This window comes from Nocardia nova, assembly GCF_002933465.1.
GTDB classification, from domain to species: Bacteria; Actinomycetota; Actinomycetes; order Mycobacteriales; family Mycobacteriaceae; genus Nocardia; species Nocardia nova_B.
On sequence record NZ_PSZE01000042.1, the window covers coordinates 1 to 18,519 of the forward strand.

Consider the following 18,519-nt stretch of genomic DNA (forward strand, 5'->3'; position numbering starts at 1 on the left):
GTGCCGGCGCCCGCGGCGGGGGGTGCTTGCGCCGATCCCGGTGCCACCGACACCGCGGGCGAACCCGCAGGCGCCACCACACCACCACCCGACCCGGCAGACACAGGACCCGGCAGCGCCGGGCTCGACGACGGGCCGGCTGTGGACGAAGTGGTGGAGGGTACGGATACACCCGGACTCTGCGGCGCGGATGTTCCGTGCTGATCCGCCCAGGGAGAAGTATTCGGCGCTATGGCGCGGGTACCGCTCGAATCCCGTTGCCGCCGAGGTGCTGTCCAGGGTGTTGTCGGCGCATCCGCGCCGGATCCGGTGTCTGCGTCGGGGGCGGTGGTAACGGGATCGGCCCAACCGTCGCTCACCACCGGCGCTGAGCTCTCGATGCCGGTCACTCGCGGCTCCCCGGGTGAACGAAGGTGGCTGTGACCGGGCGCCCCGCGGCGGTGATCGACTGCAGGAGGGGCATCGGCACTCCTTCCGCATCGGTCCCGGCCGGTCCGCCACGGCGCACCGATTCGTCGGTGCGCGAGCTCCTCCCAATCCTCTCCGGTCCGAATCGACACGGATTTCCCACCACTGGGAATCGCCGAGAATGAGGGGGGATCGAACCGACGGCAGGACGGGGATCGCGGAATGAGTAACAGTCGCTCCCGGCCGGGTAGGTGACCCGATGAACCTGTTCGGTGCCATAGGCAAGGCCGCCGGCTGGGTCGGCAACCAGGTCGTGAACCACTGGGACGACATCGCAATCGGCGCGTTGACCGGCGTGGCCTTCGCGACCACCGGACCGATCGGCGCGAGCTTGGTAGGTGCCGCCGCCGGTGCGTTGCAGTCGGGAATCAAAGACGGCTGGAGCTGGAAGAACGTGGGGGCAGGCGCTGCGTTCGGTGCCGCCGGCGGCCTGCTCGGTGGTGGTGTCAGCGGTTTCGGTGTCAAGGGCTTCATGCGGGCGGAGGGCAAGGCGGCGGCGGAGGCGATGGCCAAGGCGATCGCGAAGGCCGATGCCAAAGGTGCGGTGAAGGGCCAGGCGATCAAGGATGCGATGGCCTTCAACAAGACCGGATTCTGGAAGAACAAGGTACCGACCTGGGCGGGCGCCGGACATATGACCCCGGGACGGTATTACTCCAGCGCGCTGGGCGCGAGCATGGGTTCTTCGAACGTTCATTTCGCCTGGGACATGGGTAAGGATGCATGGACGATTATCCAAGGAGGTAAGAACGGCCCGGGGAAGATCCCGGTTGTAGACATAACGCCTGAAGAGGCACTCAAGTATGTCTGACAAGATGCCGCGCATCTTCATGCCCGATCCGGAAAATATGCCGGACGGCCTGACGTTTTCTCCCGGTCTTGTCCAGCAATACAAAACGCTGCCCAACATGTACATATCGAGCTGGGAGGCTTTCGGAAACGGAGGTACATTGGCTGCGCCGAAGGCGGTTCCGGCCCGGGAGGTGTCCGGGGCCGAGAACGCGCGTATTGCGAATTACCGGCAGTGGGTGATCGATCTCCACGATGCGTATGCCAGGTTGCTGACACTCGACGCGGCCGTGGCAAAGGTTGCCGACGACAGCCCCGAGCTGTGTCACGAGGGCCGCAGTGACTTGGCGAACGGCATCGATGGCTTGAAGGTCTTGGCAAGCGTGGACCCGCGCAATGTGACGGTCCTCAAGGAACTCATCGATAGGCAAGTTCTGGACCCGAGCCTCGGGCAGGGTGGCAACGCAATTTCGGAGGACGATTACGTGATGGCGATCATCGACTCCGCGGTGAACACCGTCTCCGGCATCATGCAGCAAAAATCCCAGGAGTTCGCCGAACTCGGTTCGAAAGTACGGAAACAGAACCCTGAGGATGCCGGCAAGACGACCAAAGCCGGTAGCGTCGACAAGCCTTCGCCGTCAGGGCGGGACACCGACCCGGGCAACACCTTCACCTACAGCGGCGACAACAGTCCCTACTCGGGGCTGGTGAACGTGAATTCGCCCGCAGCTGCGCCGGTGTGGAACTGGGACGCCTCCGGCGGCAGTCCGTCCGCTTCGCCGCTCGCTCCGGTCACTGATTCGTCCGTTGCGAAGACCGCTGCTGCGAATGACGCGGGTCAGCCTACGCCGCTCGTTGCCTCTGCTGATCCTTCGTCTCGGTATTCCCCGGCAGCGGCCGCCGCCACGCCTACCTCGGCTGCCGCGAGTGCGCCGTACCGGATGCCGGGCTACGCCTTGCCGATGGCGTTGGCTGCCGCCAACCAACGCCGAGCGGCCGAAGCGGCGCGCGGCATTCCGGCCACGGCGGAGAACCCGTCGTCGACGGTAGCCGCTCCAGCTGTCAGTGCTCCGCCAGCGGCGCCGACACAGGCTGCGCCGAGTCGTGCCGGCACCGGCCCTGCCGCGAACACGGCGTCGAATTCCGCTGCGAATGCGGCCAACTCGGCGCCCGGCGCGTCGAACCAATCGGCCCCACCGACGCATGCCGGCGCACCGGCGAAAGCCGGCGCGACACCGGTCAACGTCGCCGTCGCGCGTGCCGACGACGGCAGCACCGTCTTCACTTTTCCGGACGGACGTTCTCAGCGTGTCCCGATCGTCGTCTCGAATGCTCTCACGGCGGCGTTCGGAAACGCGGCGACCACGGACGGTCGTGGTGCCTACGCCGCCACCCCTGCCAAGATTCCGGACGCGAATTCCCTCGGGACGCCCGCCGACCCGAATCAACTGACCACGGGGGATCTCGCGAGTTGGGATACCCAGCGGACCGCCTTGGTAGTGGCGTTCCCGGAGGAGAACGGCGGAACACTCGAAGTGATCATCGAGGCCCAATTGCGTCCGTTCGATCCGCATATGAGCGACAAGAGCGGAGACTTCGGGTCTTTCGCAGGCTTCTTCCACCCCGCCGGAATCGACATATCGGCTCCCTCGTCCAGCCCTGGGCTGTCGGCGACTCCGGTGGACCCGTCAACACACGGACCGGCGACGGTACCCGCATAAGGAGTCGGACCATTCATGGGAATCGGGACCATTTTCAAGGCCGCCAACGAAGCCACCGGCGGCAAACTGGGCGGAGCGTTGCTCGGCGCCGCGGTCAACGGCGGTGCCGAATTCCTGCACTCGGCAGCCAGTGACGGCATCGGGAACATCGACTGGCGCCGTATCGGGATGGCCGGCGCGATCGGTGCGACCGGCAGTCTCGCGGGTGATGCGGTAGCGGGGGGCATCAGCCGGAAGACAGGGCGGTCGGTGACCTCTGTCGGCACCGAGATCGAAACCCTCGGGGATACTCAGGCAGCGCTCGAGAAAGCTCTTCGAAAGAAGGCGAAGGCCGACGCGAAGTACTACAAGACTTCTGGTTCGAATATGGATCCCAAGCTGCATGCCAAATCGCGGAAGGCCGACCAGGAGTTGGCTGACCAGCTCGGCGTTCCACTGACCGACGTGGCCGGAAAGAACAAATACAAGGCGTTGGAGAAGGAGGTCAAAGCCAGGGGGAAGACGGCAAACAAAGAAACGCAGGAGTTGGAGAATCGGAAGAAGGAACTCGAAGCCAAGCAAAAGGGCTGGGCCAACAGCAAGGGCGCGAAGAGTTCGGGCTGGAAGCGAAATTCGCTGCGGGGTGCCGGGATCGCGGCGGCGACGGGCCTGAGCTGGCAGTCGCCACGCGGGGGCAGCGGTTCGGGGGGATCCGACGGCGGTGGCGACAAACAGCCGGGCGGAAAACCGTCGGTCTCGCAGCAGGTTACTCTCGTCTGGGGCGGTAGCAAGTACATGGATTCCCCGGCGAAGGAGCCTATTGCCCCCGATCCGGGCTACACAGCCACCGGCACGGGATTCCTGCTGTATCCGCAGGGCCTGAACGACCAGATACGGCGCTGGTATGTCGGATGAAACCGAAGCCGAAACCGCCAGTTCACTGGCGGAGGCGCTGAGTACGAACACCAAACTCTTCGGTGAGCCCGAGAAGGGTAAGCCGGTGGCCATGGTGAAAACACCGACGCTGAAGCCGCAGGCACTCCAGAAACTGCACGGCCAATCGGATCTGCTGACCCAATATCGTTCCGCCGTGAGCAGCATGAATGCGAAAGCGGAGAGCTACGACGCTTCGCTGGAGAAGGTCGGTGCGAAGGTCGACGACGTGAAAAAGACGTCCAAGGATGGGCTCAAACAGCTGACAGACCTGGTCAGCGGAATCAACTACAACGTGGCGTCGATCTCCGCGCTCGAGGAAGGGCAGGTACTGGAGATCGGATTCATCGACATGATGGATCAGGCGTACTCCGAACTGATCGATACCGTGGATCCGGCTTCCGGACAGAACGAGGCCGCCGCCGATGCCATCAAATCGTGGGCGGCGGATTTCGAGAAGAATCAGCAGCAGCACGATGCCGCCATTCAGGCGCAACTGGACAGTGCATTGGGGAAGCTCAATACCGGCGGCAACGGAGGCGATGCGGGCAATGGCTCCGGCTTGAACCTCGGTGCCGACAACGGGCTGGAGAACTTGGGCAAGGACACCACCATCGATCCCAATACCGGACTGCCGGTCGACAACAGTTCGACGGCCGACGACGCCAAATCGAAGATCGACGATGCGATTCAGCAGATCAAGGACTCGGCGATGACGCCGAACTCGTCGATGGCGAGCCCCGTTGAAACCCCTTCGCTCGGTTCGGGTTTGGGCGGACTGATGGATCCGACGGGAATGGGCTTCGGCGGCATGAACCCTTACGCGAACCCCATGATGTGGGGCGACGGGATGGGGCCCTACGGCTCACTCGGGGACTCGGTGCGCAACCGCGCCGACGATCTGGATCCGAATCGGATCGATCGGGCGGTGCAGCCGTTGCAGGCACAGGCGCAACCGCAGCAGCCCGCTCCGTCGACGCCGTGGTCGAATCAGAACAACGCCGCGCCGGTGTCGAATACCGCCGGTGGTCCGCCCCCGAATGCGACATCCTCGCAGCAGGGCGGGACTACACCGCCGCCGCGGGTGCCGGGTTCGGACGGCATGATCGAATACGCCTTCCCGCCCGACTTCCAGCGGAAGCAGAAGGTGTCGCCGGTCGTCGCCCAGGCGCTGGACGCGGCCTTCGCCAATACCAAGGGCACGGACGCGAAGGCGGCCTATTCCGGCACCACGGCGAAGTGGTCGGACAACAAGCAGGTCGGCGCGCGGATCGATCCGAGCCAGTTGATGACCGGCGATGTCGCGCTGTGGGACAAGGACCATACGGCGATCGTCGTCGCGTTCGGATCCGGTGAACCGGCGACCGCCGCCGCGAACTTCACCGGTGCCGCGAGTTTCACCGACGTGTCGGGCGGCTCCGGTGATCCCTCGGCCGGCTCGGGCGACACGTCGGCCGGTTCCGGTAACGGCAGCGATGCGTTGCAGGTGATCGTGTGCGGTGAGCTGAAGCGGTTCGATGCGCATATGTCCGATGTGGGCGGCGATTTCGGCGACTTCAGCGGATTCGCGCATCCGGCCGGTATCGAAGGTACGGGCGCCGCGCACGGTGACGCCATGCCCGCGGTGCCGGCGCCGGGTGATCCGGCCGCCGGCGGCCCGACGATGTCGGCACTGGCCGGCACTCAGACGATCTGAGCGGCTGGCGGGTGAGAGGAGGTCGTAGCGTTGAATGTTGATCCGACGGAACTGATTTCGGCGGCATCCGCGCTGGCCGATATCGCGCAGGTCAGCGGGGGCACCCTGCCCAGGGGGTGGGTGGTTCCGGCCGGGGCGGACCCGATTTCCGCGCAGGCGGTGCCGCAGCTGAACGGCAGTGCGCAGGATCTGTACAACGGTGTGCTCGGAGCATTGAACGAGGTGCATCGCACCGCCTGGAACATCGGCGCCGCCGCAGTGGACTACACCGAGGCCGACGACCGGGCCGGGCGCGATATCGGCGGCGCGGGTTCTGACTTGCTGACCAACCCGGTCGCCGAGACTCCGCCGCACACACCGCGATTCGCGCCGACCTTCCGACTGCCGGCCGTCGGCGCGGAGGTGGATCCGCTGACCTTCGCCCGGCAGTTGCATACCGGGCCGGGGCCGGGAGGCGCCGCCCGCTTCGCCGAGAACGTACGAAGCTACCTGTCGACCACGCATGCCGATGCCACCAGTGGTCTGGATCGGGCCGCGTTGCGCATGCAGCACTGGACGCCGGTGGGATCGGCGGCGGCACAGCAGCTCTCGCAACATCGCGGCTGGCTCGATCAGCTCGGGTCCGCCCTGGGGGAGCTGGCGGACAGCGCCCAGAACTATGCCGACGCCTTCACTGCGGCGAAGGCCAAACATCCCACGCCACAGGAGATCATCGCCGCCCGCAAGGAGTTGGTCTCGGCAATGCGATCGAAGAACGAACTGGGTGTACAGGATGCGCTCGCCAAGTTCCAGGAGCAGAACGCGCGATCGGCCCAGACGGTCACCGACTACTCCACGGCGGTGAACTCGAAGGGGCCCTCGAAAGGCTCGGAAACCTCGGGCTCGCAGAGTGATTCGAGCAGTAGCGACATGAGCATGCTGGCCCAGATGCTGCCCACGATGATGAGTTCGCTGATGCAGGGCGGGATGATGTCGCAGCTGGGCCAGGGCGGCAGCACGGACTCGCTCGACGGGCTCGACGGCTCCGATTACGGCTACGACTACGGCAGCTACCCCGACTACGGTTCCGCCGGAGGCGGTTACGGCGGCGGTGGCGCGATGCCGATCGGGGACATCACCAGCGGGCTGGACAGCGGCTCCACGAGTACGCCGACCGTCAGCGTCGGCCCGATGCCGATGGTGGCGTCCGCGTCGACGGCCGGGACCGCGGCGAGCAGCGCGTCGAATATGCCTCGTACACCGGTGATCGAGCCACTGTCCTCCTCGGCGGCCGCGGCGGCCCGCGGCGCCGCCGGTGGGTCGCCGATGATGCCGTACATGCCGATGGCGCCCGGTATGGGCGGTGGCGGCGGCGGCAACGAACGCAACCGGGTCGTGGCATGGCATCCCGATCGGCTGATGTACGTCGACGACACCCCGCACACCGAGCAGGTCATCGGTGAGAAGCCGACCATCGCACCGACCGTCACACCCCCGACGCCGTCACCCGCCAACCAGACCCCGAGTCAATCCGGAGGTAGCGCATGAGTGGAATCCATCCCGACGTCCAAGCGGCTTTGGACGCCGCCCGCGAATTACGCCACAAGATCGCCGATCTGCGGGAACGTATCGACGCGATCCGCGCGCGGCGCCCGTCGCCGAGCGGGGCCGTCATCCCCGAGGTGGACGCGATGGGGCGGCTGACCGACCTGTACCTGGCACCCGGCACGGTCGACCGGTTCGAGGCCGATGAACTGGTCGCCGAGATCATGTCCGCCATCCGCGAGAGTTCGGCCGACGCCGGACGCCAGTACCAGGTGATCATGGATGCCGAGCCGGCGCCCGAGACCGAGGGTGTCGGTGGGCAACCGGTGGAGCAGCTGTCGTGACCGAACCCGCGGCGGTCACCGTCGCCGACACCGTGCGCTGGCTGCACGAGGAGGGCCTCGTGCGGCTGGCGGGGGTGGGCGAGCGCAGTCTGCACCCGATCGCGGCGTTCACCATCGACGTGGCGACCGGAATGGTGGGAGCTCATCCGGCTTCGGGCGCCAGCTCCGATGTGAGCACCTTCGCCGCCGACGATCTGCCCCATCCGGTCGGTTCGCCGAAGCGGCTCGTGATCGTCGGTGTCACCACCTCCGAGTCGATGCTGGTGGTGGATCTTGCTGCGGCCCTGACTATTTCGATCAACGCCGACCAGCCCGAGGCCGCCGCGCGGTCGTGGGTTCTGCAACTGCTGCTGAATCCGGAGATCACCATCTCCACCAACAGTGCCGAGGTGGCGATCGGTAACAGTCCACGCTGCCGCCGCTCGTTCATCCCGGGCGGCGGCGCGACGATCATCAATATCGACGATATGAATCCGCCGCTGACCACGGTGACGCTCAACGGAGCGGAGGGCCCGGACCATCTGGACGTCGAACCCGACGGAACGGGGGAGATGTATTTGGGCTCGCGATTCTGGTCGCTGCGGCAGGTGATGACGGTCGGCGACGCGGCCTGGAGCGAGTTGGTCGACCGGATGTCGGGAACCGGAGAACCACCAGCGGGTTCGAACGAACCACCGCCGGCCGCGAGCGTCGCGCCACCCGCCGGCGCCGTCGCACCACCGCCGCGAGGTGCGCTCGCCCCTGAACTTTCGGAGGGCCGATGAGACACACTGCGAAGCCCTCCCGTCGGCCCGGCCGGGTGCGGGTGTCCCGCAAGTCCCGCAAGACACAGGAGAACCGATGAACGACGATCTGGAATTCGACGACTACGACACCGAATCCGATGCACCGGCGCCGGATTGGAAGTCGATGACCTACGAGGTCTTCAATCCCGACCACAGCGTCGGCGTCGCCTGCGACCGGGACGGCGAGGTGATCGGCCTGCACCTGTCCGACGAGGCGCGCGACAACGGCGACAGCTGGCTCGCCAACGAGATCCTGCGACTGGCGCGGCTCGCGCATATGAAATCCCGCGTCGGGCTGCGCGCGGAGATGGAGTACAACGGCGCACGGCCCTACACGGTGGACTCGTTCGATCTGCCGACCGAGGCGTCCTACCGGGCGATGGAGAGCGCCGAATTCGGCACCACGCTCTAGCGACAGACAGGAGGCCGCCATGTTGCACATCGACGGTCAGGAAAGCTCCATAGACGCGTCGGACCAGTTCCACGTCGCCGTCACCGCGAACACCGGGCAGGTGTCACAGCACGTCGGGAACCTGGCCGTGCACCATCGCCCGGAATCGGAACTCGACGACAGGGCGGTGCACATCCGCAATCGAGTCGGCGAGTGGATCACCGACTTCGTGACCGCGCGCAACGGTCACAGCGGTGGCACCAACGATGCCGTGCGTGAGGCCGTGAACGCCCTCTACAACGCGGATATCGACAGCGGCGCCGGCGTGCGATCGGCCTGACGCGCATGGGTTCCGAGCACGGTAGCCCCTACTGGGACGACATCGTCGGCAAGCATTGGCCCGCGGTTCCGCCGTCGGATTGGCACAATCTGCAGACGGTGGTGCGCGACGCCGCCGAGGCGGTGGACCCCGAGGAGGCCGACCGGGCCCGGCGCCTGTTCTCCGAACGCGTTCCATCCAGCGAGGGATTGGAGCCGGCCAAGCGCGACATGCTGGGTCAGCAGGACAGTTTGCGCAAGCTGGTGGATGCCTTGGTCGCCGCGTCCGATACCTTCGGGCAGATCGGCGACATCGTGTATCGCACCCGGCATCGGATCCTCGACATCGTCGATCGAGCGGATGCCGATATCCAGCGGGTCCGGCAGCAGGAGACCGACAAGAACGGGAACGAGGACGAAGCCGCCGAACGGCGGCGGATCTCCGCGATCGTCCGAGAGGCTCGTGACGAGGTCGCCGATGTCGAACGCAATGCCCTGAAGATGCTGGGGCCCCAAGGGCTTCCGGAGCTAGCCCTGATCGCCGAATTACTGGGCCGGCCCAATCCGTGGACGCAAGGAAACGGACCGGGCGGCCCGGGACATCCGGGACGGCGGCAGGACGGCGTCCCGGGAGCCGGCGCCGGTCCCCGGCATCCCGGTGGCGGCTCGCACCCGCAGGTGCCCGGTCCACTGCGCGATCCGATGCCGCAGTTCCCGTTCGTACCGGGGCTGATCCGGCTCGATCCGGGGATGCTTCCCCATGCTCCGTTGCCGTTCGAGGATATTGCCGATCGGCTGCGGGACCGGTTGTTCGGCGACCCGCCCGCCGGCGTCGATCACATGCCGGCCCAGCCGGCCGGCCCGCACGACCAGGTGCCGGTCGCGCCCGCTCCGGCGGCGCCTGTCGGGGGTGGGCCGGCGCCAGGGCAGAGCTCCGGGTGGGCGCCTGCGGCCCCGAATCACGCCGGACCCGGCGAGATCGGCGACCATACCGTGGACGGGGCACCGGCGGCCGATTCCGGCGCCTCGCACGAGCCGGAGGCCCCGGTCGCGGCGAGCGCCTCGGACACACATACCGAACATGGCTCCGGGCACGGTACCGACGCGGGCCACGGTCATGACGAGAACGATTCCGGCGCACTGTCATTCGCGCGCTCGTCACATCCGGACGACGATACCGACATCGGCGAGCCCGGCCACCGTGCCGAGCCGGGCACGATCGCTCCGATCGGCACGCCGGGTCTCGCGGCGGGCGGGGCGATGTCCGCGCCGCTCGTGGTGCCCCAGTCCGGTGCGCCCGGTCCCACCGTGTCGGCCCCCGTCGAACGGATGAACGCGCCCGCGGCGCAGGCGGCTGCGCCCCCGGCCGGTGCCGATACCCGCCCGGGCCCGCCGCCGGATTCGCGGATCTCCGCGCCCGGCGGGAAGGGACCGCTGGTCGGCAATCCGCCCGGCCCACCCGGTTCCCCGGTCGCGGCACCGGCCGCGAAAGCAATTCCCCCACAGCGGGTTCCGGGGCCGACCGGCAGCGACGAGGTCGTTCGGGATGCGGTTGGCGCGGCCATGGTGGCGGCGTCGGCGCCGGCCTTCGTACTCGGCGAACGTGTCGACGGCGATCTGGTGTTGGCCCGCAGCCTGCTCAGCAGTCTGCTCGCCGCGGCCGGGGAATCGGCGCTCGGTGTGGATTGGGCGGTGTCGGTGCTGCGTCATTCCGGCGGCGTGACCGCGTTCGTCACCTCCAACGAAGGACGCGGGTGGCTGCCGGCCGGGCTGTATCTGCCGCGGGAACTGTCCACCCCGTGGGTGTGGTCGGAGTCCGATGACAGTGGCTGGGAGGGGGTGGGCGATCCGGCGCGCATCCTGGCCGAGTTCGGAATCGCCTGGGGCGCGAAGATCGGCGCCCGGCTCTCGGCATTGGTTTCCTCGCAGCCGATCGACGGCGCGCTGAGTGCCCAACTCGGCGCGGTGCCGACCGAGGGTTCGGTCGCGGCCGCGGCGGTGATGGATTTCGCTGCGCCGGCCGCCGGTCTGGCCGACCGGCTCGAACTCGTGGGTTCGGCGCAGCTGGCCGATCGCGTTGCCGCCACTCCTCCGGATCGCATCGCCGAGCGCTGTGTCGAGTTGGCGCGCGACGGCCACGGCCGGGGCGCCGCACTCGGGCGCGCGCTGGACTCGCTGGACACCGGGACGATTCGCGCCGGAATCCTGCAGGCGATCACGCAGCGCAGGGCGGTGCCGGAACCACTGTGGGACGAACTCCGGGACGCCGACGCATTGGTCGCCGCCTCGATGTTGCCGCTGCGCGCGGATGTGTCCCGAGTCGCGCTGGGCGAGTTGCGATCCGAATCCGGCGCGGGGGCAGATGCCGCGGTCCTGCGCGCGATGGTGTGCCAGCGGCGGTGTGATGAACTGGTCCTGCTGCTCGCGGGCGAATCGACACGCCAGACCCTGCGCGACGCCGTGTACGCACATGCGCAATTGGCGGAATTGGCCGCGGCCCCATCGGGTCCCGATCCCACGACACCGCCACCACCGCGAACCTCGTCGGTCAGTGTCGGACCGCGCGGCGGTGACCACCGGTGATGCGTTGGACCGTATTCGATCGGAATATCGGCGAGCCCGGACTTCCCTGGATTGGGAACAGTAGCGCGGCAGTGGGGATTGGCCAGCGCCGACAATGATCTCGTCGGTGGCGGAAAGGATTGTGCGGCATGCCGGAGATGGAGATCGACCCTGCGGTGCTGCGTCAGTTGGCAGAGCAACACCGTCAGGTCGCGCGCGAAACCCGGGCGTGGGCGGAACCGCCGCACGAGTGGCTCGCCAGCTTCATCCCCACGTACGGGAAGATCGCCCAGCCGGTCAAGGATGCCCTCGACGGCTACTACGACGCCCGCAAACGGGCGGGTGACAAGCTGGCCGACGACCACGACCACACCGCGGATCAGTTGATCGCCGCGGCCGAGGCGTATGAAAACGCCGACCACGGCATAGCATCGGATTTCCGCCGTGCGGGCGACGACATCGGCGGGCACGGGTCACCGCAGGGAACACCGGCGCACGCTGCGCCGAACGGCCGCACCTTCGGCTCCGGCGACGGCCGCACGCCGCTCGGCACGTCGCCGCTCGACGGCGGCCCTTCGGTCACCGGTCCGCAGACGCCGGGCACCGGTCAGCAGCAGCCGGACGCGGCGGACCAATCGCCGGACGCGCCCGTCCCCGGCGTCGCCGCCGCCGCACCGGGAGCGGCCGCCCCGATGGGCGCGGTGGACTCCACCGGCAACCAGGCCGGGTCCGGTTCCGGCGTCAACACCGGTGCGGCGGCCGCCACCGCGGGTACCCCTGCCGGTGGAGTGACGACGCCGGTCACCGCCGGTGCGGGCGTGGGTGCCGACGACCGATCGGCGCAGCAGCCGCCGACCGGCGCCACGGGACGCTACGATCTGCCGCCGGTACCGATCGTCACGCCGTTCGCCGCCGCGGTCGCCGCGGCCAAGGACAAGGAGGCCGAGCCGGCCTACGTGGTGGGCGATGCGGTCGACAACGACTTGCTGGTCGCGCGCACGTTGCTGGCGGCGGTTCTGGCCGCCGCGGATACGCCGGCGGTCGGAATGCACTGGGCGGTCGGCGTGATGCGCGGCCCGGCCGGGGCGGGGGTGTTCATCACCTCGAACGAGGGCCGGGGCTGGTTGCCGGCGGGGATCTATCTCCCTCGGGAAGTGTCGACGCCGTGGCTGTGGGACGAGATGCTCGCCGACGGCTCCGGCAGTGCGGCCTCACCCTGGGAGGGGATCTCGGACCCGGCCCGGGTGCTGGTCGAATTCGGATTGGCATGGGGCCCGAAGGCGAACGCGTCGCTGGTGGCCCTGGCCTCCTCCGCCTCGATCGACGGTGAGCTGCGTGCGCGGTTACCCGACATCGCGATGGCGGACCTGGTCGGTCCCGCCTACGATGTCGACCTCCGGGTGCACACTCCGGACACGGTCGACCGGCTCGATCTGGCCGGTTCGCCCGACGCTGCCACTCCCATTGCGGCAGTACCGGATTCACGCGCTTACGCGCGCTGCCTCGAGTTGGTGACCGACGCGCACACCAGACTCGTCCGCAGCGGAACGGCCTCGGCGGATTCCGCCGAATCCCGCCGCATCCGCGATCGCATCCTCGCCGTTCTGGAGGCCGGGCAGGAGGTGTCGCCGCAATGGTGGGAACAGTTGCGCGAGGCCGACGACCTGCTCGCGGCGGCAATGCTCTCGCGGCGCGTGGACGTCGCCCGAGTGGCTCCCGGTGACCTGCGCATCGACGCCGAGGGAGCGACGTTGCGTGCCATGGTCTTCGAACGTCGCTGCAACGAACTGCTGCTGTTGCTCGCCGGCGAACCCGGTCGGCAGCAGTTGCGCGACGCCGCTTACGCCTACGACCAGATCGTGAATCATCCGCAGTTCGTCGAAGTTCCGGTCGCGGTCACCACGTCCGAGGCCGCGACCGTGGATCGTTCGGTCACTGTCGCCGGACCGGTGTCCGCGCCGGGAGTCACCGCCGGTCCGCCGGGCGGTGCGGCGGTGGCCCCGCCCGTGGTGGCGCCGCCGGCGGTTACCCCGCCGTCCGAACAGTCGTAGCACCTCGGCCGGACCGGCTCACGGTCCGGCCGAATCTCGATGCCGACGACGGGCAGGCGCCGACACCGGCGCCCACGTTTGGCGGACACGCGCCGGCGAACTCGTGCTGCCGATGGAAGTGGTTGCGGCGCAGCCGTTCCCGCGCACCTGGCGTGACGGGAGGGGACCGGCGCGTGCCCCAACCGGCCTCCCGAGCCGCGCGGCGGGGCGCTACGGGGACGCGATCAGGACGGTGCGCCCGGAATATTTCCCCCCGAGGGAGCGGTGACGGCGGGCGCGGACGTGCCTTCGGGCGTGGTCCCGGGCGTGACCGTGGCCGGTGTGGTGCCGTTGGCCGGCGGCGGAGTGATCACGGCCGGATCGGCGGTGACGCCGCCCGGCTGGGGAGCCGTCGCCGCCGGAGCCGCACCGGCGGCCGGCGCCGCGTTCGGGTCGGCCGCGGGCGCCGCGGGCGCGGCCTGCGCGTTCGGTGCGGTGCCGTTCTGCTGCGCCTTCTCCGCTTCGCGCTCCTTGCGCTCCTCTTCCCGCTGGTGTTGTTCGGCGTTGTTCTGGATGAACTGCTGCACCATGGGCGCGAGCGACATCAGACCCATCGGCAACATCATGGCCAGCGGACCCAACATCTGCGCGAGTCCGCCCAGTCCGCCGTCGCCTCCGGCACCGGCCTGCGCGGCGCCGCCGGACGTCGCGGTGCCGTTCGACGAGCCGGAACCGCTGTCGGAGCCAGAGCCGGAGCCGGAGCCCTGACCGGATCCGCTCTTGCTGTTGCCGCCGCCCGCCATGGCCGCGTTGTACTCGGCGACCGCGGACACCTTCTGGCACACCGAGTCCAGTGTGTCGGCGATCTGCTCCATGAGTGTGAGCTCTTTGACCGCCCTGAGCTTCTTGCTGAGCGGTCGCAGATCGACCTCGAGCGCATCCTTCAACGTGTTCACGTCGGCCATGACAGCGGCCAACGTCTGATCCTTGCCGTCCTTGACCTTGATCGACGTCTTGACGACCTCGGCGTCCATATTCAGCAGATAGGTCTGGCGGGCCCGGACCTTGGTCAGCGTCTGCTGGTAGACGTCGCTGGCCTCGCCCTTGCCGAGGTTCTGATAGACGGTGGTGGTGAGCAGGTCGTTCACATTGGGCGGTGGCGTGGTGATGCCGCGCCCCAGTAGATCCACCGTGGTCTGGATCGCGGTTTCCGCCAGCGCGACGAAGCTCGTCAGGGCCGGCGACGCGCCCGGCGGCGGGTCTAGTTCGATCGGTTTGCCGTAGTGCTGTCCGACGCCGTCCGCCGGGGGCGGGGTGGGCTTCGGCGCGGGCCCACCGGTCGTGTGATCGTTTCCGGGTTTGTCCCCGTGCTTCCCGTCGGTGGGAGGTTTGTCCCCGGGCTTGCCGTCCGTGGGAGGTTTATCGCCGAGTGTGCCGTCGGTAGGCTGTTTATCGCCGGGCTTGCCGGTGGGCGGCTTCTCCCCGGCAGCGATGGCTGTGGCCGGCTCTGCCCGAGCTTGGGTGACTGCCGCGACCCGAATGTGTTGTCGTGCCAGTCGGCGCAGCGCCGCAGGGTCGATCTCCATATCCGCCATGCCCGACAATCCTTTCCGCCACCGACGACATCATTGTCGGCGCTTCCCGCAAATGGGAAGCTCGGTCGTTTCGCCATTACACGATCGGTGTCGCATAGTCGGAGACCAGTCTTCCGAGTGCGGGAGATCTGGAATTCACGTCGGCCATCCAGCGGCGCCGGCACAGGAGGCGGCCGGGATGAGTGAGGGCGGGGCGATTGCATGGCGCCTGATCTGACCACCGATCTGAACGGGGTGCTGAACTCACTGCTCGGGTTGTACGGCCAGGGCAGTCCCGCACCGGGTACGGCCGGCACGGTTTCGACCGCTGTCGCGAATATGGAAAGCCACAACGGCTCGATCGCTCGCCGCTACAGTGACGCCCGCGGCATGCAGGTCTCGATCGCGGAATCCCAGGCGGGTAAGGACGCGGTCGTGCACAAGGCGGTCACCGCCGCGGGCGACGGCACGGTTACCGGACGTAATGCGCTCAACAACCGGATCGCCGACCTGCAAACGCGGCTGCAAGCCATCGCGGGGGTCGGCGATCTGCGATTCAGCGGTCCGGCGCTGTTGAACGCCGCGCACGCCACCATCGCCGACGCGACCAAACAGGTGGATGCCGATGTGGCCGCGGCGCGCCGGCACGCGGCGACGATCCAGCCGCCGTCCGCCCCGGCTCCGGTTCACGGGCGGATCACGCCCGCAGGCCGCAGTCGGCGTCGCTCCCGGATACGAACCCGGGCCGGTGGGGGTGGTGGTGGTGCACGCCCGAGCGCGGTGCGCAGTCGTCCGGTTCCGTCGGACGGCACCGCCGGCGGCAAGGCGGTGAGTGCGGCGAGTGCCTGGCTGGGCACGCCCTACGTGTGGGGCGGCGGTGGTGCGGGCGGGCCGACCGGCGGCGGCTTCGACTGTTCGGGGCTGACCCAGTACGCGGTCGCGGAGGCGACCGACGGCCGAGTTCACCTGCCGCGCACGACATATGAGCAGATCTACTGCGGGGAGCGGATTTCGCCTCGTGATGTGCGGCCGGGCGATCTGGTCTTCCCGGCCGATTCGTTCTCCGCGCGCGGGCCCGAGCATGTGCAGCTCGCCGCCGGGAACGGGATGGTGATCGAGGCGCCGTACTCGGGTGCGACCGTGCGGTGGGCGAGAATGCCCAGCGACGCCGTCGTCGTCCGCGTCATGTGAGTCGTCTCCGAGATGGGAGCGGCCGGTGGTCTGCTGACACCACCGGCCGCCGGGCGGGTGGCCGGCATCTGTGGGTGATACCGGCCCGTGCAGGGCTGCGGGCCTGCACCCCCACGGCGGTCGGTTACCGGATCGCGGCTCACGGCCGCCGCCCCGAGGTTCGGGCCGTCAGGATGAGGACTGCCGACCCGGGATCAATATACCGTTGAATGACGGTACGTCTTACGGCGGCTCATCGAACAAGTTCCGAAGGTTGGGCCAATCGCCGATCCGCGTGGCGGCGGTGCCGGCGGGGAAAACGTTTCGCTCCCAGGGAATTCGACGAAACCGCCGGTGCTGTCGCGAACCGTGACGCTTCGCGCGCATTTCCCAAAATTGGGAATAGCGCTCCCACGGCTGGCGGTCTGGATGTCTATCGTTCGGGCAGGCGAGTGCGGCGGAAGGGATGTCCAGGTGTCAGCGGCCGAGGACGCGTTCTACACGGGTGTTCAATCACTGGGATTGGTTGCCGGCGGGGTTCGCAACGAAGACAATGCGTTGGCGGCGTTCCGGGCCGCCACCGATCTGGATCCGGATATGTGCGATGCCTGGCTGGGTCGCGCGATGGCGGGGGAAATCACCTCCGAAGTCATCTACGGCGCTTACCGTTCGGTGCACAACCTGTACCGGGATCAACAGCGCGCCGGATTGGTGGATCGGGCGCTGTGGTGTCAGGTGGAGCTCGGCATGTACGGGCTGCGGGTGGCGATGGCCGACCGCGATCAGATCGCGATCGCGCAGGCCTGCTCCTACGCCCAGGGCGGCGAATGGGGAGAGGCCGCGGCCATTCTCGATCAGGTACCCCGCGACGACGTTTCCGAATTCGTTCGCATGTCGCTGTACTACCGCACCGATCGCTGGCCGGACGTGCTCGCCGCCCGCACGGCCAAACCGGTTCTCGACGACGGCCTGCTCGATATCGCCGCCGAGTTGATGGCTGCCGAATCCCTCGCGCGGATGGGACGATTCGGTGAGGCCATGCCGCGCGCCCAGCGCATCGTCGAGGACAGCGCTTCCGGGAATCTGTCCTACATCTGGGCGGATGCGCACTTCCTGCTCGGAATGTTGTTGCGGCACAACGGAGATCACGATGCCGCCGAGAAGGTGCTGGCCGGTCTGCAGGGTTCGGCCCTGTGGTCCGAGCGGCCGCTGTGGCAGCGCGCCGTGCGCGACAAGAGCTACCGCTTCGACGTGGTGACTCCCGAGGTGATCGGCTCCCGGACGAATATCTGGGATCCGTCTTCGGGCGACGACCCGGCCGAGGTGGCCGCCACCGCGGCCAAGGCCGAGCGCGACACCCTGCTGGCCGAGGCGTCGGACCTGCTTGCGGCGCAGATCGGCATGGACTCGGTCAAAGAACAGGTCGAGCGGCTCAAATCCGGGGTTCTGATGGATCAGGTCCGTGCCAAACGCGGCCTGGCGGTGGAATCCAAGACCCAGCACCTGATCTTCTCCGGCCCGCCGGGTACCGGTAAGACGACCATCGCCCGGGTCATCGCAAAGATCTTCGCCGGCCTGGGCGTGGTGGAGAACGCCGACGTCATCGAGGTGTCGCGTAACGACATGGTCGGCACTCACCTCGGCCACACCGCACCGAAGACCAATGCGCTGATCGACTCGGCGCTCGGCGGTGTGCTGTTCATCGACGAGGCCTACACCCTGATTCAGGAGGGACTGTCCGGCGGCGACGCGTTCGGTAAGGAAGCCGTCGATACGCTGCTGGCCCGGATGGAGAACGATCGCGACAAACTCGTGGTGGTCATCGCCGGCTACGAGGACCAGATCGACCGCTTCCTGGCCTCCAATGACGGTCTGGCCTCCCGCTTCACCAAGCGCATCCGGTTCGCCAGTTACGACGCCGACGAACTGGTTCAGATCGCCGATCACATTGCGCGCAAGAAGGATTCGATCCTGTCCGACCAAGCGCGGGAGATCCTGCGGGAGCGCTGCGCGGAACTGGCACAGCAGACCCGCAACGGCCGCCGCCTGATCGATCTGGCCGGCAACGGCCGGTTCGTCCGCAACGTGGTGGAGGCGGCCGAGGCCGAACGCGATTACCGGTTCACGCGCGACAACGCGGATATCGCGAATATGTCCAACGAGGAACTGATGACCGTCGACGCATTCGACATCACTGCCGCCCTGGCGGGGCTGGCGCCGGCGAGTTGACCC

The 18,519-nt window shown here is 68.0% G+C and carries 14 protein-coding genes and 1 pseudogene; 14 read left to right on the forward strand and 1 reads right to left on the reverse strand.

Annotated elements, in window-relative coordinates:
* From C5E41_RS34615 to C5E41_RS30820, 12 genes and pseudogenes are all read left to right on the forward strand, one after another.
* Positions 1-204 (forward strand): annotated as a pseudogene (locus tag C5E41_RS34615) (hypothetical protein); the annotation flags it as partial.
* A gap of 463 nt (positions 205-667) precedes the next feature.
* Positions 668-1,279: a hypothetical protein gene (locus C5E41_RS30760; protein WP_104379208.1), complete on the forward strand. Its 612-nt coding sequence runs from the start codon at positions 668-670 to the stop codon at positions 1,277-1,279.
* Positions 1,272-2,981: a hypothetical protein gene (locus C5E41_RS34255; protein ID WP_181063505.1), complete on the forward strand. Its 1,710-nt coding sequence runs from the start codon at positions 1,272-1,274 to the stop codon at positions 2,979-2,981. Before C5E41_RS30760 ends, C5E41_RS34255 begins: the two co-directional genes overlap by 8 nt.
* A 15-nt stretch (positions 2,982-2,996) precedes the next feature.
* Positions 2,997-3,875: a hypothetical protein gene (locus C5E41_RS30780; protein ID WP_104379211.1), complete on the forward strand. Its 879-nt coding sequence runs from the start codon at positions 2,997-2,999 to the stop codon at positions 3,873-3,875.
* Positions 3,865-5,589: a hypothetical protein gene (locus C5E41_RS30785; protein ID WP_104379212.1), complete on the forward strand. Its 1,725-nt coding sequence runs from the start codon at positions 3,865-3,867 to the stop codon at positions 5,587-5,589. The genes C5E41_RS30780 and C5E41_RS30785 overlap by 11 nt, the downstream gene beginning before the upstream one ends.
* A gap of 30 nt (positions 5,590-5,619) precedes the next feature.
* On the forward strand, positions 5,620-7,116 hold the full coding sequence (locus C5E41_RS30790; protein WP_104379213.1) for a PPE domain-containing protein: 1,497 nt from the start codon (positions 5,620-5,622) through the stop codon (positions 7,114-7,116).
* Positions 7,113-7,457, forward strand: coding sequence for a YbaB/EbfC family nucleoid-associated protein (locus C5E41_RS30795; protein WP_051757257.1), 345 nt, complete (start codon positions 7,113-7,115; stop codon positions 7,455-7,457). The genes C5E41_RS30790 and C5E41_RS30795 overlap by 4 nt, the downstream gene beginning before the upstream one ends.
* Complete coding sequence (locus tag C5E41_RS30800; RefSeq protein ID WP_063833838.1) at positions 7,454-8,221, forward strand: hypothetical protein; 768 nt, start codon at positions 7,454-7,456, stop codon at positions 8,219-8,221. The genes C5E41_RS30795 and C5E41_RS30800 overlap by 4 nt, the downstream gene beginning before the upstream one ends.
* A gap of 76 nt (positions 8,222-8,297) precedes the next feature.
* Complete coding sequence (locus C5E41_RS30805) at positions 8,298-8,654, forward strand: hypothetical protein (RefSeq protein ID WP_104379214.1); 357 nt, start codon at positions 8,298-8,300, stop codon at positions 8,652-8,654.
* A 19-nt stretch (positions 8,655-8,673) separates the two neighbouring features.
* Positions 8,674-8,973, forward strand: coding sequence for a hypothetical protein (locus C5E41_RS30810; RefSeq protein ID WP_104379215.1), 300 nt, complete (start codon positions 8,674-8,676; stop codon positions 8,971-8,973).
* Positions 8,974-8,978: 5 nt separating this feature from the next.
* Positions 8,979-11,534, forward strand: a complete 2,556-nt coding sequence (locus C5E41_RS30815; protein ID WP_104379216.1) for a hypothetical protein — start codon at positions 8,979-8,981, stop codon at positions 11,532-11,534.
* A 128-nt stretch (positions 11,535-11,662) separates the two neighbouring features.
* On the forward strand, positions 11,663-13,564 hold the full coding sequence (locus C5E41_RS30820; RefSeq protein WP_104379217.1) for an ESX-1 secretion-associated protein: 1,902 nt from the start codon (positions 11,663-11,665) through the stop codon (positions 13,562-13,564).
* A 224-nt stretch (positions 13,565-13,788) separates the two neighbouring features.
* Here C5E41_RS30820 and C5E41_RS34260 read toward each other — a convergent pair whose 3' ends face one another.
* Complete coding sequence (locus C5E41_RS34260) at positions 13,789-15,138, reverse strand: hypothetical protein (RefSeq protein ID WP_181063506.1); 1,350 nt, start codon at positions 15,136-15,138, stop codon at positions 13,789-13,791.
* Positions 15,139-15,339: 201 nt separating this feature from the next.
* Between C5E41_RS34260 and C5E41_RS35820 the strand changes: the two genes are divergently transcribed.
* Both C5E41_RS35820 and eccA read left to right on the forward strand, forming a co-directional pair.
* Positions 15,340-16,308 carry a C40 family peptidase gene (locus tag C5E41_RS35820; protein ID WP_104379218.1) on the forward strand — a complete coding sequence of 323 codons (969 nt, stop codon included), beginning with the start codon at positions 15,340-15,342 and terminating at the stop codon, positions 16,306-16,308.
* Between the two features lie 453 nt (positions 16,309-16,761).
* Complete coding sequence (gene eccA, locus C5E41_RS30835) at positions 16,762-18,516, forward strand: type VII secretion AAA-ATPase EccA (protein ID WP_104379219.1); 1,755 nt, start codon at positions 16,762-16,764, stop codon at positions 18,514-18,516.
* Positions 18,517-18,519 lie beyond the last annotated feature (3 nt).